18 protein-coding genes, 1 tRNA gene and 2 pseudogenes are annotated in these 23,407 nt (G+C 59.3%); 10 read left to right on the forward strand and 11 right to left on the reverse strand.

The genetic code is table 11. The annotated features are described in order from the left end of the window. Positions 1 to 452 precede the first annotated feature (452 nt). The 3 genes and pseudogenes from ACXJKO_RS18235 to ACXJKO_RS18245 form a co-directional block, all read right to left on the reverse strand. A pseudogene (locus ACXJKO_RS18235) lies at positions 453 to 1,148 on the reverse strand (IS6 family transposase). Positions 1,149 to 1,480: 332 nt separating this feature from the next. Further along, positions 1,481 to 5,455, reverse strand: coding sequence for an Ig-like domain-containing protein (locus tag ACXJKO_RS18240; RefSeq protein WP_457092507.1), 3,975 nt, complete (start codon positions 5,453 to 5,455; stop codon positions 1,481 to 1,483). Positions 5,456 to 5,961: 506 nt separating this feature from the next. Then, a complete protein-coding gene (locus tag ACXJKO_RS18245; RefSeq protein WP_457092508.1) occupies positions 5,962 to 6,282 on the reverse strand; it encodes a hypothetical protein in 321 nt (106 codons plus the stop codon). Positions 6,283 to 6,411: 129 nt separating this feature from the next. Here ACXJKO_RS18245 and ACXJKO_RS18250 point away from each other — a divergent pair. Continuing rightward, positions 6,412 to 6,672 (forward strand): annotated as a pseudogene (locus ACXJKO_RS18250) (hypothetical protein); the annotation flags it as partial. Positions 6,673 to 7,150: 478 nt separating this feature from the next. Here ACXJKO_RS18250 and ACXJKO_RS18255 read toward each other — a convergent pair. The 4 genes from ACXJKO_RS18255 to ACXJKO_RS18270 form a co-directional block, all read right to left on the reverse strand. Further along, positions 7,151 to 8,086 carry an acetamidase/formamidase family protein gene (locus ACXJKO_RS18255; RefSeq protein WP_457092509.1) on the reverse strand — a complete coding sequence of 312 codons (936 nt, stop codon included), beginning with the start codon at positions 8,084 to 8,086 and terminating at the stop codon, positions 7,151 to 7,153. A gap of 231 nt (positions 8,087 to 8,317) precedes the next feature. Continuing rightward, a complete protein-coding gene (locus tag ACXJKO_RS18260) occupies positions 8,318 to 10,060 on the reverse strand; it encodes a PHP domain-containing protein (RefSeq protein ID WP_457092510.1) in 1,743 nt (580 codons plus the stop codon). A gap of 262 nt (positions 10,061 to 10,322) precedes the next feature. Then, positions 10,323 to 11,021: an IS6 family transposase gene (locus ACXJKO_RS18265; RefSeq protein ID WP_457092511.1), complete on the reverse strand. Its 699-nt coding sequence runs from the start codon at positions 11,019 to 11,021 to the stop codon at positions 10,323 to 10,325. An 84-nt stretch (positions 11,022 to 11,105) separates the two neighbouring features. Continuing rightward, on the reverse strand, positions 11,106 to 12,104 hold the full coding sequence (locus ACXJKO_RS18270) for a LysR family transcriptional regulator (protein ID WP_457092512.1): 999 nt from the start codon (positions 12,102 to 12,104) through the stop codon (positions 11,106 to 11,108). Positions 12,105 to 12,319: 215 nt separating this feature from the next. On the opposite strand from ACXJKO_RS18270, the gene ACXJKO_RS18275 reads away from it, so the two are divergent. The 7 genes from ACXJKO_RS18275 to ACXJKO_RS18305 all read left to right on the forward strand — a co-directional run bounded on the left by ACXJKO_RS18275 (position 12,320) and on the right by ACXJKO_RS18305 (position 20,085). Then, positions 12,320 to 13,729, forward strand: a complete 1,410-nt coding sequence (locus ACXJKO_RS18275; RefSeq protein WP_457092513.1) for an ABC transporter substrate-binding protein — start codon at positions 12,320 to 12,322, stop codon at positions 13,727 to 13,729. Positions 13,730 to 13,782: 53 nt separating this feature from the next. Further along, positions 13,783 to 14,700, forward strand: coding sequence for an ABC transporter permease (locus ACXJKO_RS18280; protein WP_457092514.1), 918 nt, complete (start codon positions 13,783 to 13,785; stop codon positions 14,698 to 14,700). Beyond that, the gene (locus tag ACXJKO_RS18285; RefSeq protein ID WP_457092515.1) at positions 14,701 to 15,636 is read left to right on the forward strand and encodes an ABC transporter permease; all 936 of its coding nucleotides are present in this window, start codon (positions 14,701 to 14,703) and stop codon (positions 15,634 to 15,636) included. Next, a complete protein-coding gene (locus tag ACXJKO_RS18290; RefSeq protein WP_457092516.1) occupies positions 15,633 to 17,303 on the forward strand; it encodes an ABC transporter ATP-binding protein in 1,671 nt (556 codons plus the stop codon). The genes ACXJKO_RS18285 and ACXJKO_RS18290 overlap by 4 nt, the downstream gene beginning before the upstream one ends. Beyond that, entirely contained in the window at positions 17,300 to 18,073 is a 774-nt protein-coding gene (locus ACXJKO_RS18295) for a fumarylacetoacetate hydrolase family protein (RefSeq protein WP_457092517.1), read from the forward strand. Before ACXJKO_RS18290 ends, ACXJKO_RS18295 begins: the two co-directional genes overlap by 4 nt. Positions 18,074 to 18,089: 16 nt before the next feature. Continuing rightward, positions 18,090 to 18,761, forward strand: coding sequence for an RraA family protein (locus tag ACXJKO_RS18300; RefSeq protein ID WP_457092518.1), 672 nt, complete (start codon positions 18,090 to 18,092; stop codon positions 18,759 to 18,761). A gap of 577 nt (positions 18,762 to 19,338) precedes the next feature. Next, positions 19,339 to 20,085 carry an IS6 family transposase gene (locus ACXJKO_RS18305; RefSeq protein WP_457092523.1) on the forward strand — a complete coding sequence of 249 codons (747 nt, stop codon included), beginning with the start codon at positions 19,339 to 19,341 and terminating at the stop codon, positions 20,083 to 20,085. Between the two features lie 217 nt (positions 20,086 to 20,302). Here ACXJKO_RS18305 and ACXJKO_RS18310 read toward each other — a convergent pair whose 3' ends face one another. The 4 genes from ACXJKO_RS18310 to ACXJKO_RS18325 all read right to left on the reverse strand — a co-directional run bounded on the left by ACXJKO_RS18310 (position 20,303) and on the right by ACXJKO_RS18325 (position 22,766). Continuing rightward, positions 20,303 to 20,668 carry a helix-turn-helix domain-containing protein gene (locus tag ACXJKO_RS18310; RefSeq protein WP_457092519.1) on the reverse strand — a complete coding sequence of 122 codons (366 nt, stop codon included), beginning with the start codon at positions 20,666 to 20,668 and terminating at the stop codon, positions 20,303 to 20,305. Then, a complete protein-coding gene (locus ACXJKO_RS18315; protein ID WP_457092520.1) occupies positions 20,652 to 20,936 on the reverse strand; it encodes a BrnT family toxin in 285 nt (94 codons plus the stop codon). The genes ACXJKO_RS18310 and ACXJKO_RS18315 overlap by 17 nt, the downstream gene beginning before the upstream one ends. A gap of 735 nt (positions 20,937 to 21,671) precedes the next feature. Continuing rightward, a complete protein-coding gene (locus ACXJKO_RS18320; RefSeq protein ID WP_457092521.1) occupies positions 21,672 to 21,941 on the reverse strand; it encodes a DUF6894 family protein in 270 nt (89 codons plus the stop codon). Between the two features lie 87 nt (positions 21,942 to 22,028). Continuing rightward, entirely contained in the window at positions 22,029 to 22,766 is a 738-nt protein-coding gene (locus ACXJKO_RS18325; protein WP_457092522.1) for a Crp/Fnr family transcriptional regulator, read from the reverse strand. Between the two features lie 216 nt (positions 22,767 to 22,982). Between ACXJKO_RS18325 and ACXJKO_RS18330 the strand changes: the two genes are divergently transcribed. Both ACXJKO_RS18330 and ACXJKO_RS18335 read left to right on the forward strand, forming a co-directional pair. After that, a tRNA-Trp gene (locus ACXJKO_RS18330) sits at positions 22,983 to 23,059 on the forward strand. A 190-nt stretch (positions 23,060 to 23,249) separates the two neighbouring features. Next, positions 23,250 to 23,407, forward strand: a 158-nt coding sequence (locus ACXJKO_RS18335; protein WP_457092524.1) for a helix-turn-helix domain-containing protein, incomplete at its 3' end; no start/stop codon positions are given.

Below are 23,407 nucleotides of genomic sequence, written 5' to 3' on the forward strand. Positions count from 1 at the left end.
GTCCGTGTGGTTTGCGGTTTGCTTAGAGCCTGCGGCCTTGGTGCTAGCCTTCCGTGGCACCACAGATTGCCGAACGGTGCTGGTACGGGTCTGTTGGGTGGCCGCTGTCCTCACCTTCTTTACCGGTGCTTTGGTTTTGGATCCTGGCGCAGGCCGCGTTTTCGAGGAAGCTGTCACAGTACGGCTGCCGAGGCTCGCAGTTTGTCCAGCATCAGCTCCAGTCGCTTTTGCGCGCGCAGTCTTTGCGGGGGACTTGGCACGAGGACGTTTGAGTGCAGGCTTTGCCTTGGGCATGGAAAACTCCTGTAGGGTTTCCGGCATTTGGCGCCGCAGGACCCAGTTGTCACCTGCAATCAACAGATAAAGTTAATCACGCGCCCTTTTTCTTCATGGCAATGGGCTCTGTTGCATTAACTTGGAACGGTCACAACGAACCCGCCCGCCCGCTTTCTTCAGGCGGCGAGGCCGAAGAGCTCGTTGATGAGTCGGATTTCTCCTGTCACGTCGCGCTGAGACAGGCCGCAATGGCCGCGGCGGATCATCCGCATCACCTCGAAGCCCTTGATCGTCGCACGCGCCGTTTTCATGCTCTTGAAGCCGCGGGTCGGCCGGATCACACGTTTGAGCGCTCCATGATCCGCCTCGATGATGTTGTTGAAACATTTCGATGTCCGATGCACGACCTCGTTGGGCAGCAGCCCTTCGTTCTGCAGGCGCCGGATGGCTTTGGGATAGGACGCCAGCTTGTCAGTTGTGATCGACTCAGGCGGATAGGCGCTCATCGTCTTCACGGCTTTGCGCAGGAAGCGGTAGGCTGCTCCCGTATCGCGCCGATCTGCCAGCATGAAGTCGATAAGCTGTCCGTGCTTGTCGACGGCACGGAACAAGTACCTTCACTCGCCACCGACCCGCACATAGGCCTCATCCACACGCCAAGACCCACAACGGGAACCCTGACACCAGCGAACCCTCTTCTCGATCTCCGGCGCGTAGCGCTGAACCCAGCGAAAGAGGGTGGATGCGTCACCGTTGACACCGCGCTCAGACATCTCGCCGAGATCGCGATAGCTGAGCCCGTACTTGCAGTACCAGCGCACGCACAGCAGGATGATCTCGACAGGAAAACGGCGGCGCTTGAACAGAGACAACAGAACGATTCCTCGATTGGCTATCCCTCGCTACACGACCACGGTTAATGCAACGGTGCCGAATTTTCGGAGCCCCTAAGAGGGCATGGTCCATTCATCAGGGGTGCCCGCCTCGACCACAAGCGATAAGGCGGCTGGATCACTACTGCCCTCTCTAAGCTCATCGGCCAACCCATCAACACTTTGTCTGAAGAATGGCGGATTGTGACTGAAGCCCGTGGCCTCTTTGCCATGTCCAAGGAATAGCGGGACGTGACAACAGCTGGAAGGCAGAACCTCTCTACGCCAGCCTAAGCCAGCAGGGTACTCCTCCCAAATACACTGTGCGTTCCTCAGATCACAAAGAAGTCGTGGGAGGAGATCTCTGCTTTGTTCGTCAGAACGGCGAACTTCACCTGAGCGGCTGAACCGGTACCATCGGCATCATAGTAGAGTGATCCCGTCTGTCGGTCATAGATGATCCGGTCCTGCGCATCCTGGGCGGCCGCTCCTGTCACGAACAGCTCTGCCGCCAGCATCGCCCCCTTAGCCGTACCTTTGCCCAGTGCGGTGAACACCGCATCCTCCAGCACAATCCGGTCCTCTAATGCTGTGAAGTCCCGGATCTCATCCACGTTGCGGCTCTCGCTCAGTTGGGTGTCGAACACAAACCGGTCGCGGCCGGCCCCACCATGAAGCGTGTCTTGGCCAGCCCCGCCAGACAGCCAATCATGGCCCGAGCCCCCCGACAGCAGGTCACGGCCCGCGCCACCATACAGCCGGTCCTGGCCGGAACCGCCCGAGAGCCGGTCATTGCCGGATCCGCCTTCGACAAAGTCGTTGCCGGAGCCGCCGGCGACGGTATCCCGTCCCGCATCACCATACACCCGGTCGTTGCCAGAGCCGCCCTGGACGTTATCATTCCCAGATCCGCCGTACACCCGGTCCTGGCCATCGCCGCCTGACACGACGTCGTTTCCGGTGCCGCCATATACCTGGTCGCTGTTCTGGTCGCCGTAGAGCGTGTCATTGCCACCCATGCCATTCAGCGTGTTCTGGCCTGCGCCGCGGCGCATGAGGTTACCAAGCTCATTGCCCTGCACGTCAGCCGTGCCCCAGAGAGTAATGTTCTCGATCGTGTCCGGTAGGATCAGAGTGCCAGAGCCAGAATAGAACACATGATCCACCCAGCTCGTGCCCAGAGCAGCCGTCAGCTGCGACGGGTCCGAGATCGTGATGTTGTGGCCGCCGGTCTGGTTCGGACTGACGACCGGATCGGGTATCAGGAGCACGGGAGCTGTGGCCGTTGAGGTGACGCTCTCTGCATGCCCACCGCCGTCGGTGTAGCTGGCCTTGATGGTGATGACCTTCCCGACGGCAGCCTCCGTCAAGGTGTAGCTGGTTCCGGTCGCACCAGTGATGTCGACCCCATCAGCCTGCCACTGATACGAGATCGCTCCCAAGCCATCGGCATCAGCCAGCGTTTGGCTCGCCGTCAGCGTCTGGCCCCGCATAGGATGGCCGCTGATCGTCACTAGGCCTGTGGGAGGATCGTTGATGTCAATCGTCAAGGTCTGGGTCACGACACCGGAGACGTTGCCAGCCTCATCGGTCGCAGTGACGGAGACAAGATTGTCGCCATTCCGGTTGAGGAGCAGGTTGCCGGCTATCGGCACTGCTGTTTCCAAGTCGATGCTCCAAGCGCTGTCCACGGCCGTAATTAGGTAGGTCGCTCCACCAACCGTCAGCGTGATGGTCGCTCCCGTCTCTGCAGATCCCGAGATCGTCGGCGTCCCGTCGTCAGTCAGTGCGGGCGAGGAGATAGCCACGGTCGGAGCAACGCCATCAATCCTGACACCTGTGGTGCCCGCCACACCGTGAAGCGTGAGATCAACAGTGTGGCCGCTCGCATCCCTGAGCGTCGCGCCATTGCTGGACAATGCAACCAATGTGATGCCGTCGGCGTCCGTTTCTCCAGGCTGGACCGTGTAGGAGAACTGCAGGGCAGTGGTTCCCGAGCCCGACACATAAGATGCGTAGTGGGTGTTGCCGTCGATGCTTAATGCGATGCGTGGGGTTCCGCCCATCGTATCGACCAGCACTGCCTCGCTGGTGTGTACCGTGAAGATGAGCGCCTGGCCCGCTCGGTACGTGCCGTCGGCCAGCACCGTCACCGAGGCGATCAATGGATCATCGCTGTCAACCGTTACGGACAGTCCTGCGGAAGCCGCAGACGTATTTCCAAGAGCATCGGTCGCCCGTGCCGTGAGGGTATGGCTCCCCGCCGAAAGCGCTGCCGTCGTAATCGACCAGACGCCTCCGACCGCGGTGCCCGTGCCGATCACCGTGACGCCGTCGGTGTCATAGAGCGTAATGGTGGCGCCATCTTCAGCGGAGCCGGTCAGGGTCAGGATCGTGTCACTGGTGATGTTGTCAGTGGGGGATGCACCAGTGTCGCTTGCACTGTCCAAGTCGGGTGTTGATGGAGGCGAAGGCACCAAGGTGTCGAAGTGCAGCGACGGCGTCGCGCCGGCCGATCCGGCATTGCCAGCCCGGTCGCCAAAGACCCCGGCACTGACCGTGATGCTGGCCGTGCCGTTGTTGATTGCCGCATCCGGCGTGAAGGTCGCAGTGCGGATCAGGCCCGTGCCCGAGATCGCTGAAAGCGAGCCCCCGCTGACCACTACATCACCGGTGGCGCCATCCCAGCTGAAGGATGCACCCGGGTCTTCGCTGAAGGTGAAGGTGATGGTGGCGCTCTCATCGGCTTTCAGTTGCGCGGCGCTGCTGGTGATGGACAGCAGCGGCCCCGTGGTATCGATCGTGACCATCGGGCTGATGGAAGCGGCGCTCGCATTGCCGGCGGCATCGAACGCTCTTGCAGTAAGCTGGTGCGAGCCCTCAAGCAGCGTCGAGGTCGTGATCGTCCAGCTGCCGCTGCCGTTGGTGGCGCCACTACCGATCTCGGTGACGCCGTCGCTGTCGTACAGTTTGACCGTCGTGCCAGCATCGGCAAAGCCGCTGAACACCAGGATCTTGTCCATTGTCAAATTATCGCTGTGCGAGGTGCCGCTGTCGCTATCTGTCTCCAGGTCAGGCGCGGACGGAACACTCGGTATCAGCGTGTCAAAGGTGATCGACGAGGTGGCTCCGGCGCTACCCGCATTGCCGACCGCATCCGTGTAGGAGCCGGCTGCAACCATGATGCTGGCCGAGCCGCTGTCGATATTTGCGATCGGGGTGAAGGTGGCGGTGCGCGTCAGGCCTGTACCGCTGAGCGCCGACAGGGTGCCGCCACTGACTGCAACGTCTCCAAGGGTAAAACTCGAACCCGGGTCTTCGCTGAACGTGAAGGTGATCGTGGTGGTTTCGCCGGCCTTCAGGACCGACCTGCTGCTGGAAATATCCAACGTCGGGGCGATGCCGTCGATGATGACAGCCTTGTTCGCGCCGAGGGAGCCGGAGGCGCCGGGAGTCGGAAGCGCCAGCGAGGCGTCTATTGTGCTGCCAAATGCCTTGATCGTGCCACCGTGCAGGGACAGCGCGTTCGTGCTGAGGTAGTCCAGGTCCGGCGTGGTATCTCCGGCCTGCACCGTATAGCTGAAGCTCAGGATCGAGGTGCCGCTGCCGCCAACATAGTTGATGGTGCGGTCCGTCAAGCCGGTTTCCAGCGTCAGCTGCGGTATGCCAGTAACATCGACGGCAGTGTCGAACGTAACGGACACGTTGATCGTATCGCCGACCTTGTAGGTGCCGTTTGCAGAATAAGACGTAACCGAGGTGACCTTTGGCGGTGGAGGATCAGCAATCTGAACGTTGTTGATAGCCCCCCATCCACCCCCATCTGCATAAGTGATCCGGATTTCGTCAACCCGATCAAAGCTTGTGCCGAGAACGGATGTGATAAAGTAATCGCCACTATTCGACGCAAAGTTGGACGTAGCAACCTGCTGGCCATCTCTGAAGCCGACGACATTGACAGATTCGCCAGTCCACCCACCCCAGTCATAAAATTGAAATTGATTGAACTGGAAGTCTGAGCCGTCGGCGCTCTTGATCACGAAGCCGGCCCATCCATTATCTGAAGAGCCCCCAACTCCTGGATAATCGAAAGTGGTTAGGCCAGTGAAATGAGAAGTGTTGGCCAGATCTTGGCTGTTGTACCAATCAATTGGAACGCCCAAAGAGGTGCCGTTCGCGTTTGAGATCAAGCCGATTTGGATATCGATCTCAGGCAGATTGATCGATCCTCCCTCGCCATCTTCGGCAACGCCATCTAGCCAACGGCTATTGTCATCGCTGCTGAAATTAAGCGTGCCGCTGCTCATATTCGCCCCTGTTCCCGTCTAGCCGCCTCTCATTCTGAGAGCCCACTCACGGCAGCGCGGCGGTCGATCCGCCACATGATTGAACTTCTGTAAGGGAAGCTAGCTGTTATTAATACATTTTCCTAGACTAGGAATGAGTGAGCATCTCACCGACATTGACCAGTTGTCCCATTTTTCGGCAGAAGTGCTCAATTTCAAATGGTGTGTCCTACTGGTCACGGTCTTTGACGGGCTCTGTTGCATTAACCTGTCAAACCACAGGATCTGGTAGGTGGCCAGGCCAACAAACACGCTACGGCTTGTGCCTCCCGAATTTGATGCAACAGAACCCTTTGATCCTGAAGCGCTCGCCTGATGAGATTGTCAGCCGGCTCGTCGCCTTGAAGTTCCTGCCCACCCGTAACCCGTATGACGCCCTGTCGGCCGAGTATCTTCGTCGTTCCTTACGCTAGCGACATCGCCAGGCAAACCGACCCAACCTTCGATCAAACCCACCGGAACTCGCGTCAGCGCTGATTCAGCACGACCACGTTGGATCCAGCCGTGTTGGTGCCCTTGGCTGGCTTGACCCTGCTGATGAGGGTGGGCGAGACGTTCCACCTCTGCCCGGTGTCGGTGATCACCGTCACAGTCTTCTTGTTGTAGCGCGTCAGCATGCCCTCGAGGTGCCGCTGGCCGGGAGGCTGGAAGGTGACCCGGTCCCCAATCTTGAACTCCAGCATCTCCACATGAGCGCGCATCTGGTCGAGAAAGCGCAGGCGCTCGACGATGCGGTGGTTGAGATCGATGAGCTCGGCCTCGGTCAGCTGGTCAATATCGATCGTCATAGCAGTGCCCTCAATGAAAGCCGGGCTGGGATGATCGAGCGAATGTCTGGCCAGCGCTTATGCGTGTCAAGAGGAACGGTCCAGCCTCTGAAAGTCCCCTGCCCTTCGCGAATGTCCGTTATCGTCTGACGAGCCGCCGGGCAGAAACCCATCATATTGYCGAACCTCGGCGGCACGCTGCCGAACGACATTTTCTCTGAGATTCTTGGATTGCGAACGATCTGGGTGCCGCATTCCTACCCGGGCTGCTCCCAGCACGGTCCAGACGAGCACCTGCCGCTGGATATTCTCCGAGACGGCTTACGACTGATGACCGGCATTTACTGGGATCTTGAAGAAATGCGCAGCGCAGTGCCAGTCAACGTTTCTGGGAAGCCTCATGGATCTTGAGTAGAAACGGAAGGTCTTCCGCAACTAAAATTCCAGCCACCCAGTCTTTTGATTGAGCCTTATGCCCATGCCGAAGCCTACCGTCCAGTCTGCCTCCATGGACGGCGCATGGACGGCTTTGGGTCAAAGTAGGAATCTCCCTTACCCTTCAGGAACAGCGGCTTCGCCGTCGTTAACGGAAAGCTGCACGTCTTCCGAAGTGTGTCGGAAGATGGCGGCCTCGACCGCAGGCCTGCCGAGTTTCGCTGAATTATCATTTTGACAAGAAGTCCCCTGAAGAGCTGCAAACGAGCTGATGTGGTCCTGCTCGAGCCGGACGATCTCGCCGTTGAAGACGGTTCTGGATTGACCGAAGGACACAAAGACATTAGCCAGCTCGGGAAAGCGAGTTGGCCAATCTTGATCGCTTTGGACTCAACATCCCAATCGTTCGAGGCACCAACCTTCGAAAGTCGGTTGTGTCTGAACCGTGCACCTGTCAGCCAAGCCAGCCCAGAGTTGAATCCGGCTTCCGGAGCCAGGTTTTGGCAATGCGGCAAACGACGGTGTAGGCTGGGTTGAAGACGTTGCCGATATCATAGCGCACCACTTGTCCCAGAAGATGGCTGGCGGAAGTGGGATCCAGGTCGAAACTGTTCCCAAGCCAATTCAACATCTCTGTCGTTGCGTGCTGGAGGGCTTGGTCCAGCGGACGGGCGTTGCCGACCGTGAAAATATCCGAAGTCGTCTCGCCACGAGGCCAGCCGTGATTGGCATTCTTCTTCAGTCGCACCGTGAATTCGATCTCGAACGAAGTCTCGATCCCCGTGCCGACGATCTCGCCATCCCCTTGGCAGGCATGCCCATCGCCCAAGAAGAACAGAGCGCCGGGCTCGAATACAGGGAAACAGGCGACTGCTCCTGGCGCAAAGCCTCTGAAGTCCATGTTGCCGCCATGCCGGCCACTCGTGGCCGTGGAGATCGCCTGCCCCATGCCAGGGGCTACTCCGAAACACCCGATCATGGGCGTCAAAGGCAAGACAAGATCCGCCACCGCGCTGGGCGGCTCCATCAAACGCACAGTTTGAGCGTCGCGATCGATTGCCCACTCGACCCGGTGCCGTTCAGGCAGTCGGGGCAGGATCTCCGGATCAAGCACGTTCGAGGCCAGGAGGGAATAGGTCCAGCCCGTGTCCCGGGTGGGCGTCATGCGTTGGATCTGCACGATCAGCGCGTCGCCTGGCTCTGCCCCTTCCACGAAGAAGGGACCTGTCATGGGATTAGGCCTGGGAGCGCGTTCCACATGTTCGTGGTCACGTCCAGCGGCATCAATCGTGGTGGTGACGACCGTGTCGCCATCGGCGATCCGCAGGACCGGATCGCGAGCACCCAAAACATTGTGATAGCCTGTCGGACTGAACCGATGGTGTGCCACGTCTCATCTCCTCAAATTCATGGGCGTTGTACATCATACGATCTGTGCGAGCCACAAGGCGGCTCTGACCACCACTCGGGTGAACCGGCCTTGCCTATGAAATGTCCTGTGCCTTGGCTCGTGGCGCGTGCGGAACGACCAAGGGCGGTCTATTCCACTCTTCGTGGACAAGAAGGACCGCAAGTTTAATACGCCGATCGATTCAGCCTGCCCCGACGGAGTGGCACAGCCTTATGTTGCGCTGCCCCCGTTGAGCGGCATAGCCTGCCTGGTGAGATATCCCGCGAGCTCATCACGACCCAGGCAATTCAGCACTCGGTGCGGAGGAATGCCTCCCTTGCGGGCCATCAACACGCCCCAGGCGGTGAGATCAAGCTCGTCAACACTATGCGCGTCGGGGTTGATGCTGAACATGCACCCAAGGTCGAGTGCTCGCTGGTGCCAGCGCCAGTCCAGATCCAGACGGTGAGGATGGGCGTTGATCTCAACGGCCACCCTGTGCCTTGCGCAAGCCCCCAAAACCTTCTCGATGTCAATCTGATACCCTTCCCGGCGGCGGAGCAGCCGACCCGTCATGTGGCCGAGGATGGTCGTGAACGGATTGGACACTGCCCGAATGATGCGCTCGGTCTGGGTCTCGGCGTCGAGCCTGAAGCGGCTGTGCACACTCGCCACGACGAAGTCGAAGCGCGCCAGCATCTCATCCGGATAGTCGAGCGAGCCGTCTTCGAGGATGTCGGACTCGATCCCCTTTAAGATCCGGAAGCGGCCTTGATAGCGGGCGTTCAACTCGTCCGCGAGTTCGTGCTGGTTGACGACCCTCTCGACCGAGAGCCCGCCGGCATAGCTGGCCGTCTTCGAATGATCCGCAACACCGAAATACTCATAGCCTTTGGCCCGCGTCGCCTCGGCCATTTCCTCCAGCGTGTTGCTGCCGTCCGAGAAGTCGGTGTGGCAGTGCAGAAGGCCCCGAATGTCCTGATTGGCCACGAGTTGAGGCAATCGTCGCGCTACGGCGAGGGCGATCTCTCCCCTGCCCTCCCGCAGTTCGGGTTCGATGAAGGGAAGATCCAGTGCCGCATAGACATCGTTCTCGTCCACACAGTCAACGAGGTCCTGGCCGCGGTACAGCCCTCGCTCATCGAGCCGCAAGCCGCGGCGCTCGGCAACAGATTGGAGTTCATCAACGTGCTCGGACGAGCCTGTCGCCAGCACCAGGGCAACCCCATAGTGCCGCCGGTCCGCCAGCCACACTCTGGCCGCCTCAGAGAGATCGACAACCTCGATCCCTGCGTGAGCCGGGGTCTCGGCCACAAGAGCGAGATCTGAGACCAGCTCGCAGCCACGTCGGAAGTCGCCGGCGGGAACGATGCGGGTGAGTTCTGGATGCGACCGCCTGAGGTTTGCTTCCAAAGTGCTGAGGTGCTCGCCGGCGCGATGGATGAGCCGTTGCCCGTGCGAACGCCGCATGAGCTCGATGCCCATGAGGACCTTATCCTGAAAGGCAGGACCGAAGCCCTTCGTCACCTTTAGCCGGTCCTGCCGGCATGCCGCTTCGAGCTCTTCGACGCTGGTGATCCCGAGCTTGCGGTAGAGGTCGAGGACTTTCTGCGGGCGCAGACCTGGGATCGCCAGTAGTTCCAGCACGCCCGTTGGCACCTCAGCCCGCAGGGCCTCCAGGCGCGGCGTGGTGCTGTTCCGGTGCAATCGCTGGATCGTCTCTGAGAGGGCGGCGCCCACACCCGGGATCTCCTGGAGCCGCCCTGCCGCTATGATTTCCTCGAGGGGCTCACTGAGCAGCAGGAGGCTCTCGGCTGCCCGGGTGTAGGAGCGCGCCTTGTAGGGGTTCTCTCCCGCGAGCACGAGCCGCTGCCCGAGCTCGATCAGCAGTCTGGCGACGGCGGGCGCATCCAGGCCCTTGGAGGCCTGTGCCGCCATTGCTGGGGGCGGCGATGAGGCTGGTTGTCGGTCCATTCGCATGTCTAACGGGTAGCGGCTCTTGGCCACGAGTAACGTCTGGCAGACCCGGACAGTTTCCGAAGACAAGCTGACCTCATAGGGTTTTGTCGCAAGTTATGGCTGAGGACAGAAAGATGCCCGAGCAGCATGTTGCTGATTATGCGACGAGCTGCTCAAACTGATCGGCGAGCGATGATTTCCGATTTTGGGCATACTTCGCGGATGCGTCGCAAATTTGAAGTCGGGGCGAGAAGCGGGCCGAGGAATTGTCATAGGCTCAGGCGGCGAGCATCTCGAACTGCTCGGCAAGTGATGGGGCGGGATTCCGGGCGTACTTTGCCTGCTGCTTGCGCATCATGTGGATCATCTCAATGCCGCCCAGGATCACACGGGCACAGGCAACAGATTGAAACCCGAGCATCGGCCGCACTYGCCTCTTGATAGCACGGTGATCCTGCTCGATGCGATTGTTGAGGTAGGCACGTTGCCGGATTCGGATCGGCTTCAGCTCGCGTCTCGACCGATCCTGAAGCCGGTCTGCGGTGTCACAGGTCAGGATCGCTTCACGATTAGTCTGACTGCCGTCGATCACGATCCTCTCGGGTCGGCCATGCCGCTTAAGGGCCTTGCGCAGGAACCGCTTGGCCGCAGCCAGGTTGCGCCGCTCGCTGAACCAGAACTCGACGGCGTCCCCGTTGCTATCGATAGCTCGATAGAGATATTTCCATTGGCCTCGAACTTTGATGTAAGTCTCGTCAACGTGCCACTTGGCAGTGACGGCTCGCTTCCGTGAGTTGAATCGGTTCAGCAGTTCAGGAGCATAGCGGATAACCCAGCGATGCACCGTCGCATGGTCGACGGAGATGCCTCGCTCAGCCATCATCTCCTCAAGATTTCGCAGGCTCAGGCCATAAGCCAGATACCACCGCACGCACAGCAGGATCACAGAGCGATCGAAGTGTCGGCCTTTGAACATCTGAACCTCCGGAGTTGATCGGAGGCGTAACCCGAACTGAGTTACTGAACGGTTTGCGACGGAGCCTGCCGCCCTCGCTAGCTTTTAACGCCCCCACAAGAGCTCTTGATGAGCACCAATCCCGGGAATCATCTCCTTGAGAATTCTTTTTAGCGCTTGATGTAGGACGTTACCCAGCTCTGGCGCCAGATCATCCCGCCGTTCCAGCGCAATCGCGCGGTCGATGGAAGGTGCTACAATACGGCGTGCCCTCAAAGTACCGGCTGCGATCTCGTCTGAAATGCTAATCCAGGGCATAAGTGTGCGGCCAAGGTTTGAAATCGTCGCCTGTTTGCGAGGGTTGAGGCCGTCGATCTCGTACGCAACGAAAACGGGCAGCTTCAGTACTGCCGCGTGGTGCTCGACAAGGTTGCGGACGGGGCGCCCCCTGGAGGGTAGTATCAATTGCTCCTTCAGCACATCTTGGAAGGCAATCGGGTTGCTGTTGCGGTCAGGATGCTCCGAAAACATCGCAAGGAACAGCTCTTCCCGTACGAGATGACAGGCTTCGGCTACCGTTTCATCGGCAATTGTCACAGCGAGATCAACCTCACCGCGCTCAAGCAGGCTACGGCTTTCACGGGTGTTGGATTCCAGCACATAGAGACCATAGGTCGGATAAAGAGATCTCATTTCGGCGAGCAGCCGAGGCGTTAATAGCGTTGCCAACGACGGAATGGCCGCCAAGCGGACGACCTGCGGCATACCCGCCTTACGCTTGCCGAACTCTAGAAGCTCCTGCTCGGCGCGCTCCACCTGCGCTAGGATGACGACCGCGTGGTCAAGCAGAAGGCGGCCGGCATCATTCAGTTGCATGCCTTGCCGGGATCGACGGAAGAGTTCGCCACCGTAATCCTTTTCGATTTCCCGAATATGATAGGAGAGCGCAGGCTGAGCTATGCCAAGATGCCGGGCGGCCTCGGACATGGAGCCCGCCTGCCCGATAGCATGGAAATAGCGCAAACGACGAAGATCCAGGAACCCCACTATACTCTCTTTCCATACAGGAATTTTATAGAAATAAAAGTATTCTATATTATCCAAGCTGAAAACTGGCTGTTAACTATTTGTCGGCTCGAAGCCGCCACGGCTGGAGAACTGGTGCGGAGTTGTAGAGGCTGACCGCCGGCCGCGTCCGTGGATAATATCCTAGGGAGGAAATCATGAGACTTATGAAGCAGGCCGTGGTCGCGGCGGCTGTTGGCCTTTCAGTTGCCTCGCCGACATCGGCTCAGAGCGGTTCAAAGGCAATCACGATCGTGTCGCCCTATGCCTTYGACAACATCGACTCCTGCAATTCTTCGTCGGAGATCGGTATCGTCATTCGCGACAACGTTGTTGAGAACCTGACTCACCTCAATCCGGCGACAAGCCAGCCTGAGCCTCGGCTCGCTGTCAGCTGGGAGCAGGTAAAACCCACCGTATGGCGCATCAAGCTTCGGGAAGGCGTCAAGTTCCAGGACGGCGCCGCCTTCAACGCCAACGCCGTCAAGCGGTCGATCGACCGCATGTTCAATACGAAGCTCGATTGTCTGAACCGCGGCAAGCTGTTCGCTAATATTAAGCTGACGCCAACCGTCATCGACGACTATACGATCGAGATTTCGACGGAACTGCCGCAGGTTCTGATGCCGCTCTTCATGAGCTTCTTATCCATCGAATCCCCGAACACCAATTTCGATGCGCTGACCAATGCGCCGGTTGGCACCGGCCCCTACAAGATCGGCAAGGGTCAGCAGGACCAGACGGTCCTTGAACGGTTCGACGGGTATTGGGGTGAAAAGCCGGCAGTCGAAAAAGCGACCTATGTCCGTCGCGACGAGTCGGCGCTGCGCGCAGCCATGGTCCAGGTGGGCGAGGCTGATATCGGCTTGAACATCGCGATCCAGGACGCTACCGATCCGAAGACCGATTTCAGCTACGCAAACGGCGAGACGACACGGCTTCGCTTTTCGTTCAAGCCGCCACTGGATGATATCCGTGTGCGAAAGGCCTTCAACCTTGCGATCGACAGGGAGGCCTTGCGCGATGGCTTGTTCACTAAGGACTACCAGATAGCCACCCAGCTCTTCCTGCCGCGCATCAACGGCTACAACCCCGACCTGAAGCCGTGGCCCTACGATCCCGAGCAGGCCAAGAAGCTGCTCGCGGAAGCGAAGGCCGACGGGGTCGCCGTCGACAAGGAAATTCCGCTGATCGGCCGCATCAACTTCTATCCGAACGGGCAGGAGGCGATGGAAGCGATGATTGGCATGTGGAAGGAGGTTGGCCTCAATGTGAAGCTGAACCAGATCGAGCGCGCCCAGTGGCTCAAACTGGTCAATAAGCCGTTCAGCAATGACCGCGTGCCGATGCTAATCCAGGAACAGCACGACAACAGTTCCGGCGACGCGACCTTCACCATGTATTTCCGTTATCACTCGAAGGGTCAACAGAGTGAGTTCGGCGATCCTAAGCTGGACAGCCTGATCGAGCGCGCCGACGCGGCGGCAGGCGCCGAACGGGTCAAGCTTTTCCAAGAGGCAAATGCCTATTCGGCCTCGCAGGTAGTGCCCGATGTGATGATGCTGCACATGGTCAATGTTATGCGGGTCGCGCCCCGACTGGATTTCAAGCCCACCGAAGTGACGAGCACGATCTTCGAACTCTCGAAGGTTAAGTTCAAATAATGAATTAACCCGCGGACAGGGTGATCGGTCACCCTGGCCGCAGGGAGGAAATAATGGGCGCCTATCTCTGGAAACGCATTGCGTACAGCCTTGTCTCGCTCATCGGCCTTATCGTTCTGGTCTTCTTTCTGGCACGGCTGACAGGCGACCCCACCGATCTCTTTCTGCCGATGGACAGCACACAACAGGTTCGCGAGGAATTTGCAGCGCTCCACGGTTTCGATCAACCGGTGGCGCTGCAGTTCCTTCATTACATAACCGACCTGTTGCAGTTCGACTTCGGCGACTCTCTTCGGCAAAGGCGGCCGGCACTCGAACTAATCATGGAAGCGCTGCCGACAACGCTGCTCCTGTCGCTTTACGCGATGAGCATATCGCTCCTGATTGCGATCGTGACTGGTTCCATCGCCGCCTATCGCCCAGGCGGATTGTTCGACCGGGTCGCGAGCCTCATTTCACTCGCAGGCGCAAGCATTCCGAATTTCTGGATCGCCATCGTCGGGGTCTTGGTCTTCGCCGTCATGTTTCGCGTACTTCCAACGTCAGGGACCGGTACGCCGCTTCACTGGATCCTGCCGGTCGTCGTTCTTTTCGTGCGTCCTTGCGGCGTGCTGACCCAGGTCGTGCGCAGTTCGATGATGTCGGCGCTCAACTCGTCCTATGTCAAGACCGCGCGCGCAAGAGGGGTCCGTCCGAAACGGGTCATCTTCGTGCATTGCCTGCGCAATGCCATGCTGCCGATCGTCACGGTCGCAGGCGATCAGGCTGCCGGCATGATCAACGGCGCGGTGATCGCCGAAACCGTGTTTGGCTTCCCCGGTATCGGAAAGCTGATGATTGACGCCATCCTGTTCCGTGACTTTGCAGTCATCCAGGCAGCTGTTCTCATCACCGCCATTGGCATCTTCGCTCTGAATATCCTGGTCGACATCATCTACGCCGTGCTCGACCCCAGAATTCGGTACAATTGAATGGCTGGCAACATCGACATTTCCTCCTCTCCGGCTACATTGCCTCCACCCGCCGGCTTTCTGGCGAGGTTGATCGGCATCACCGCGATGTTGTGGCGCGACAAGCTCGCGTTCATCAGCGCGCTCTTTCTTCTGCTTGTCCTGTGCTGCGCGATCTTCGGCCCGATGCTGCTCGACGACAAGGCGCTCGCAGTCAATCTTCGCGGCAGGAATGCACCTCCCCTTTCTCTCGACAAGGGCTGGCTCTACGTTCTCGGCGCGGATAATCTTGGCCGCAGCGTGGTGGTGCGGCTCATCATCGGTGCGCGCTACACGCTCGCGATCTCTGGTGCCGCCGTCCTCTGCGCCCTCGTCATCGGTGCCATCCTCGGATTGATCGCCGGATATAAGGGCGGCTGGGTCAGCGGCGTCATCCTGCGTGGCGTCGATATCCTCATGAGCTTCCCTTCGCTGCTCTTGGCGCTGATCGTACTCTACGTCCTGTCGCCCAGCGTCGGGAACGTCGTTCTGGTCCTCGCGATCAGCCGCATGGCCGTCTACCTCCGCACATGCCGAGCAGAGGTGCTGGAAGTGCGTGAACGCCAGTTCGTCATCGCGGCACAGGTCATGGGCGCATCCAACCGCCGCGTCATTTTCAAGCACATCTTCCCTACCGTTTTCCCGACGCTGCTAACGATCGCGACACTCGAATTCTCGGCAGTGATGCTGGCTGAATCAAGCCTGAGCTTTCTGGGGCTCGGCGTCCAGGCGCCGGCAGTCACCTGGGGCCTCATGGTTGCCGATGGGCGTGCTTATCTCGCCAGCGCGTGGTGGCTGTCGTTCTGGCCAGGCCTTGCAATTTCGCTCACAGCGATCGCCGTCAATCTCTTGGCCAACTGGCTGCGCACCGCGACCGATCCTTCACAACGCTGGCGGCTGGAGCGCAAACAACCATGACCCGGGCCTCCGAACATCTGCTGCAGGTCGACGACCTGAGCGTTGATTTCCAGACGAGTTCCGGCATCGTTCATGCCGTCCGCAATGTGAGCTGGCACCTCGACAAGGGCGAGACCCTTGCAATCCTCGGGGAAAGCGGCTCCGGCAAAAGCGTCAGCGCTTCGGCCATCATGGGCCTCATCGACATCCCTCCCGGGCGGATCGCATCCGGCAGAATCCTCTTTGACGGCCAAGACCTGACTGGACTTTCGTCCGAAGCGCAGAGGCAGATCAATGGCAAGCGCATCGCCATGATCTTCCAAGACACACTAGGAGCGCTCAATCCGGTCTATTCGATAGGCTGGCAGATTGTTGAGAGCATGCTGGCGCATAATGTCCCGCGCGAGGAAGCGCGGCGCAGGGCGGCCGAGCTTCTGTGCAAGGTAGGCATACCTGACGCCGACCGGCGCTTCCATGACTATCCGCATCAGTTCTCTGGCGGGCAACGCCAACGCATCATGATCGCGGCCGCCATCGCGCTGCAGCCGGACCTGCTCCTCGCGGACGAACCGACCTCCGCCCTTGACGTCACCGTGCAGGCAGAGATCCTGAAGCTCTTGAAGGGGTTGCAGGCAGAGACGGGCATGGGGATACTGATCATTACCCACGATCTCGGCGTGGTGACGGAAATAGCCGATCGTGTGGTGGTCATGCAACATGGCAGCGTGGTCGAGCACGGGCTCGTCGAGTCGGTACTCAAAACACCACAGCATTCCTATACGCGCCGCTTGCTCGAGTCCGTCCCCGGTCGCCACGGATATCCACCGAGCCGCGAAACAGCGAAGGACAAGCGGCTCCTCGAAGTCACCGGGCTTTGCAAATACTACGGGGTGACAAAGGGTATCCTGAAGCAGGATACCGGAAATTCAATCAAAGCGCTTGACGATGTTAGCTTTACCCTCAGTCGCGGCGAGACATTAGGCATCGTCGGCGAGAGCGGTTCGGGCAAGACCACGTTGGTTCGAACCCTCCTTGGTCTGGTGGAGCCAACCTATGGCTCGGCCACGTTCGGCGGGAAAGATCTATTCTCGAAGGACCCGGAAGACACCAAGGCTCTGCGGCTGCGCATGCAGGTCGTTTTTCAGGACCCAACGGCGTCTCTCAATCCGAGAATGCCGATCGAGGAGATCATTTCCGAGCCCTGGGCAATTCACAGGGACGTGCTGCCACACCCAAAATGGCGCGATGCAGTTGCGACTCTCCTTGAGCAGGTCGGGCTGAAACCCGAATACGCAGCGCGTTATCCGCATCAGTTCTCGGGCGGGCAACGCCAGCGCATAGCGATCGCCCGTGCACTCGCGCTGAAGCCCGACGTGATCATCTGCGACGAAGCAGTCTCGGCGCTCGACGTCTCCATCCAGGCACAGGTCATTGACCTGTTGAGGCGGCTGCAGACGGAGTTCGGTGTCTCCTACCTGTTCGTCGCCCATGACCTCCCCGTCGTGCGCGATTTCGCGGACCGCGTCGTGGTGATGCAGGGGGGGCGTATCGTGGAAACGGGCGCGACGGCCAGCGTCTTCGAGAATCCTCAGCACTCCTATACTAGGCGACTTCTAGCGTCGCGTCCCCGCGAGGAGCAGCTTCGTGGAACTCAGTCCGCCTCAAGCCTATTGGATCCGACCCAATGACCATACTGAACTCAAGAGCAGCCGAGGCGGCCAGCGTCCTGCTCGCTGCGCGCCATCAGGACATGCAACTGCCGACGCTGCCGGATTATCTGCATCCGGCCGACCTTGCGGAAGCCTATGCCATTCAGGATGAAACCATCAGCTTGATCGGAGCTGTCGGTGGGTGGAAGGTCGGCGCCAAACCCGACAGCGAGCCGCGGTGCTCCGCTCTGCCGGCCTCCGCCTTCCAGAGAGCCGGAGCGCTGCTGACGGAGCGGTTGACATGGCCCGCTGGCGGATTTCAGGCGGAGGTCGAGCTTGGCGTCGTATTCGGTTCGTCTCTGCCCCCGCGAGCCAGACCCTATTCCACCTGCGAAGTCGAAGACGCCATCGATGGCGTGGTGCTCGCGGTGGAACTCATCTCGTCTCGCTTCATGGACCGCAAGAGCCTGTCGCCGCTGATGGCGATCGCCGATCTTCAAAGCAATGCAGCCGTCGTGCACGGTGCTCCCATCAGGGACTGGCGAAGCCTCGACCTGTCGGTGAKTCCCGTCGCGCTCTCGGTGAGTGGCGCGTCCCTGCCCGAGGCATCGAAACGCGAGGAATGGCAGACGACCGTGACCACGCTGACTTGGCTTGCCAACCACGCCGCCTCTCGCGGCCACGGCCTCCTGGAAGGCAATCTGGTGATAACCGGCGCACGGATCGGACCTGTCTCGCTCGTGTCGGAGGACGTTCTCGTCGCCAGTGCACCGGGCTTCCAGGACATAACCATCGCTTTCAGGCCCTGAACAACTCGGAGGAAATATGCACGGTTTTCAGATCAACAAACGCGATCGCGTTGCCAGCAAGGAACTGGTCGAACGGTTTCGATCCATCCCCGTCTCGAACGTCAGCGACGTGATGTCACGTACGACCGCAACCGGTGCGCGGCTCCGTCCGTATCACGACGGCACGCCTCTCGCCGGAGTCGCGGTGACGGTGCGCACCCGCCCCGGCGACAACCTAATGCTGCACAAGGCTATAGATCTCTCCGGCGCAGGAGATGTGATCGTCGTGGAAGCCGGTGGCGAGCTGACAAATTCGCTAATGGGAGAAATGATGGTGAATTACGCCGCTAGCCGAAATATCGCAGGTTTCGTTCTGGATGGAGCGGTGCGCGACGTCAGCGTTCTGCGGGCAAGTTCGATGCCGGTCTATGCGGCCGGCGTCACACACCGCGGGCCCTACAAGGATGGTCCTGGTGAAATCAACTGCACGATCGCGATCGATGGCATGACGGTGGAACCTGGTGATATCGTCATTGGTGATGAGGACGGTGTCCTCTGCATTCCGTTCGCTCACGCCGAAGCCATCCTCGAAGCCGCCGAGAAAAAGGTGGTGCAGGAGGAACAGGTTCGAATCGCCATTCAGGAGGGGCGGCTGGATCGCAGCTGGATCGATAAGTTACTGGAAAGCCGGGGTTGCCAGACAGCCTGAAAAGCAGCGACCGCCTCTTTATGTTAGAGGCGGTCGCTATTCCAGAGGTTAGCCACGTTCGGCAGATTCTGCCTCGCAAACCGACGGTACTGTCAACTTGGCGAGAGGTCGGGGTCTGTGGCAGGGTCTCGGGCATGAGCACGACATCCAATCCTTACCGCGGCTTCCGCTTTCCGGCCGAGATCATCAACCAAGCGGTGTGGTTGCATCACTGCTTCAGCCTCAGCCTTCAAGAGGTCGAGTTGATCCTCGCGGCGCGGGGTGTTGTGGTCAGCTATGAGACCATCCGTGAATGGAGCCGCGCTTCGTACGAACCCACGCCAACACGCTCAAGCGGCGCCGACCGAAACCCGGAGACAAGTGGTTTCTCGATGAGGTGTTTGTCCGCATCTGAGGCAAACTGCACTACCTCTGGCGGGCCGTTGATCAGCACGGGAATGTACTCGATGTGCTGGTCCAGAGCCGACGGAACACGAAAGCGGCCAAGCGCTTCTTTCGCAAGCTGCTGAAGGGTTTGTGCGACGTGCCGCGGGTGATCGGGTTCTGTTGCAGCTTTGAAGGCACCCTGGCTCGGGCTATGACGCTGAGCGCGTTGAGAGGGGCTCGTGGTGAAGACAGGCAAGAGAACCCGTTCAAGGGTCGGCAGTTCACGGCGGAGATCATCCTGTGGGCGGTCCGCTGGTATCTTCAGTTCCCAATCAGCTATCGCGACCTCGAGCGCATGCTCTCGGATCGTGGTGTGCAGGTGGATCACACCACCCTGTTCCGCTGGATCCAGGCCTATGCACCCGAACTGGACAAGCGCGTCCGCCTGCATCTGCGCATGACAAACGGCTCCTGGCGTGTGGACGAGACATATATCCGAGTAAAGGGCGAGTGGCTTTATCTCTACCGTGCCGTTGATGCGGCCGGACAGACGATTGACTTTCTGCTCTCGGTCAAGCGGGATGCGACGGCTGCCAAGCGTTTTTTCCGGAAAGCCTTGAAGCAACCCCATACAGTCAGTCCGCGGACTATCACGGTCGACAAGAATRCCGCCTATCCTGTAGCGACGAAGGCGATGAAACGTGCCGGAGAGCTCTGGCGGTTCGCCAAACTCCGGCAGGTGAAGTTCCTGAACAACATCGTCGAGCAGGATCACCGGCGCATCAAGCGCCTGGYCAGACCCGGATTGGGCTTCAAGAGCTTCGCGTCTGCCTCACAGACGATTGCCGGCTACGAGGCGATGGCGATGATCCGCAAAGGTCAGGTTTTGAACGCACCAGCAAACGATATGCAGGCTCAGCGTGATTTCATTGCTGCTCTCTTCGGCGTGGCCGCCTAACCTGAGGTCATCTCCGGCAGTCTCTTGATCTACGTCAGGGTTTGCAACGGAACCATAAAAGTAGGCGTTGAACTCGTCCCGCTCGGTAGCGGGATGAGGGCCGCTGTCACAACCAACCATAAGCAAGCAGGCCCCAACGGCCATTGCTAACTTCTTCATCAGCCCCTCCCATAGAGCGGGAAGAGCTTAGCATATGGCAATCGGCAGTCGAAACGTCTTAAGCCGCATTGATGATCCGCTCTACCAGCTCCGGTTCCTTCTCAATAACCCTAAGATAGGCCTCCAGGGCGGAATCCGGTGTAGTACGGCCTTGCTCTAGATCCTGAAGACGACGCAGGTTGAGGTGGTAGCGTTCTGCAAATTCACGCTGGGTCAGCTTGGTGCGTGCGCGAGCGCGACGGACAATGCCACCGACGAAAACCTTGAGAAGTTCGTCTTCACCAAGCAGCGGGTTGTCTGGGTCGCTTTCGGCGGCGGCCGTGATGTCACTATCCGTCATGGCATCCAGGCGAGCGGCTTCTTCAGGCGTCAGCTTCCGAGGGGTCGCCCGAATATCGGCCAATGTCTTACGAACGGTCRCCATATCGCTTCTCCTCCGAGGCGTTAGTGCGGCGGGCCGAGATAACTCGGCAGACTTCACCGCGCATTGTGAAAACAACTACGAAAAGCCTGCGCTCGATTGCGCCGACCGCCTTGCTACGAGCTTCGCCCTGGTCGGTCTGGGAAGCGTCGAAGATGATGCAGGCTTCGTCAAGAAACACCTGGACCGCATAGTCGAAAGAAACACCGTGCTTAGCGAGATTTCTCTCGGCCTTGGCGTCGTCCCATTCGAATTCGGTCGGCGTGTTCATAGCTTGATAGTACGGATATTCCGTACTTAGTCAATAACAGATACGGACATCCCGTACGTGGTTCCAAGCTCTCTTGGGGGGTCCATTACATCTGGCAGCACTCTTACCGAGCCGGCCAGCCGTCGACCTTGTTCAGCATCCCTGTCGAGCTCGACGAGAACATGCGGATGCGTGCTCCATCTGACCCTATTCCAAACATAGTACTCGCCAGTATTCACAAATATGCAGAGGGTCCTTCTCGAGCCGTTTGTACTGTATAGGCCTGGACGACCGTTCAAAGCGTCCCAGAATACGCTGCGAAACCTTCAAAACCGGTTCCATAATCGCACTTTATCGGAAATTCGCGAACAATGCTGAGCAACATCCCTAATGTTCTGTCAGCTTAGGGACCGGTGAACCGGTAGGCTTGCCAAACTGCCCGGCCCTTGGGGGTGACAATATATCGGGAGTTGCCAACGGGAACGCCAGTGGGCGCTCGCTCCAGATATCCTTGCTGGACGAGCCTCTTTGCCTCGTCAGTAAAGTGATCCAACCCCTTTTTTCCACGTCTTCCACGGCTGACCGGCTCTGCAAGGCGGCCGATAAGATAGTATTCCCTTTCAGTCAGGTCTTGCTCGTTGTGAGGCATCCGAGATCCTTGAACCCAGCGACAAGCGACCGTTGTTGAAAGGATCATATTCAAATATGGCGATTTACTCTGGCGGAGTGCCTGTTCCAAAAACGTCCTTCCGCGAATTATGCCTGCCCCAGATCCGAAGGCTGAGACGATAGATCATGCCGTTCGAGCTTCATCGACGCGGTTACGGTGACAATCCGCTGGTCATGCTCATCGCGCACCTCGATGACGACATCGCTGAGATCACCCCTTGCCAGCTGGCCTGTTTCAATCTCAGCCGCCGAGCGAATTACCCCTCGGATGGCAGCGTCCAGGCTGTCGAACTCGGTCCCCTCGTCATCACGCAAGAGGTCCGTGCCAGTCTGGATATCGAAATAGTAGAGAGCCACACTGATCTCCCTCTCCCAAGGCATGACGCCTGACCAGCAGGAGGGTTTCCGGACTGTGACTAAAAGCCTCCCAGGTCCCGGGATCCGCTACCGCGATGGGGTTGGCGGATACGTGCCGGGCAGCAGACGCTGGTAGACCCGGCGGATTTTGCCGTAGCATTCGCATGTCGTCTCCTCGAGCCCTGCCCGGTCGAGGACGGTAATGCTGCCGCGACTCTGCCGGATCAGGCCCGCTGTCTGTAGCGTGCGGGTCACGACGCTGACGGTGGAGCGCTGGACCCCGAGCATCTCGGCTAGGAACTCGTGCGTGAGCGGGAGGGTGTCCCCATCCGCCCGGTCGTGCATGCTCAGGATCCAGCGGCAGCAGCGGGCCTCGACCGGATGCAAGGCATTGCACGAGACGGTCTGGAAGGTCTGGGCCAGAAAGGCTTCGCCATAAAGCAGGATCATCAGCCGGAGCTTGGGACGGGTATCCCGCACCTCGTTCAGGCGCTCGAAGGCAATCCGCGAGGCTGTGCCGGCCATCTGCACGACATAACGGCCGAATGCCTCCCGCGTCACCAGGGCACTGAGCAGGCCCGCGACGCCCTCGCGCCCGAACACCGCAACCTCGTTGGTAGCACCGTCCTCCATGACGTTTACAAGGGAGATGATCGCGTTATGGGGAAAGTAGGCATGGCTGATCAGCTCGCCGGCGTCATAAAGGATCTGACCGCGCTTCAGCTCGACGAGGTCGAGATGCGGCTCGAGGGCCGCAAAGTCCTCTGGCTCCAGGATGGCCAGGAGTCGGTTGGTGCAATGACTGGCGTTCAGACCCTGAGGCATGGCACGGGTTCCGCCTACAACACCACAACGCGGATGAGGGGGGATCGTCTCAGCGTGGCTGGTTCCATATACGACCTTATCGGAAGTTCGGGTCCTGAAACGCCAGAAGCCCGAGACTAAACCAAAGTTAGGTCAGAACTTATACTTTTTTGCCAAAAAACCCTCTCAGGTATAGGTCACAGGCCCGTGAAATCAGGCTATTTCTTAAATCACTACAGGGGTGCAGCTCATTTGGCAGAGCTTTTGGGGGTTCCAATCCTCAAATGTACGTTCGAATCGTGCCACCCCTGCCAATTCACTCCCGAAATACTCTATAATGCTTCGTTAATGCTTGCGGGCTCTTCGCTGCGGCAAACGCCTCCAGCGCCTGTTCCGTAATCGCGCTTATCGGAAATGCGCATGTAGCCGCAAAGTTAGAATGTCCTGATCCTGCAAAGTAGGAATGTCACACTCCCCGCTTCTGAACGATGCGGGAGAACGCGGATGGGACTGATAGCGATGAGCGAGCGCGACCTGCAGCGGATTGAGGTTCTGTCGAAGGTTGTCGAGCGCCGCATGACGATCGTCTCGGCGGCCCATAGCCTGGCGCTGAGCCCGCGGCAGGTTCGCCGACTGCTGGAGCGGTTGCAAACCGATGGCGC

The sequence above is a fragment of the Microvirga sp. P5_D2 genome (genome assembly GCF_054049475.1).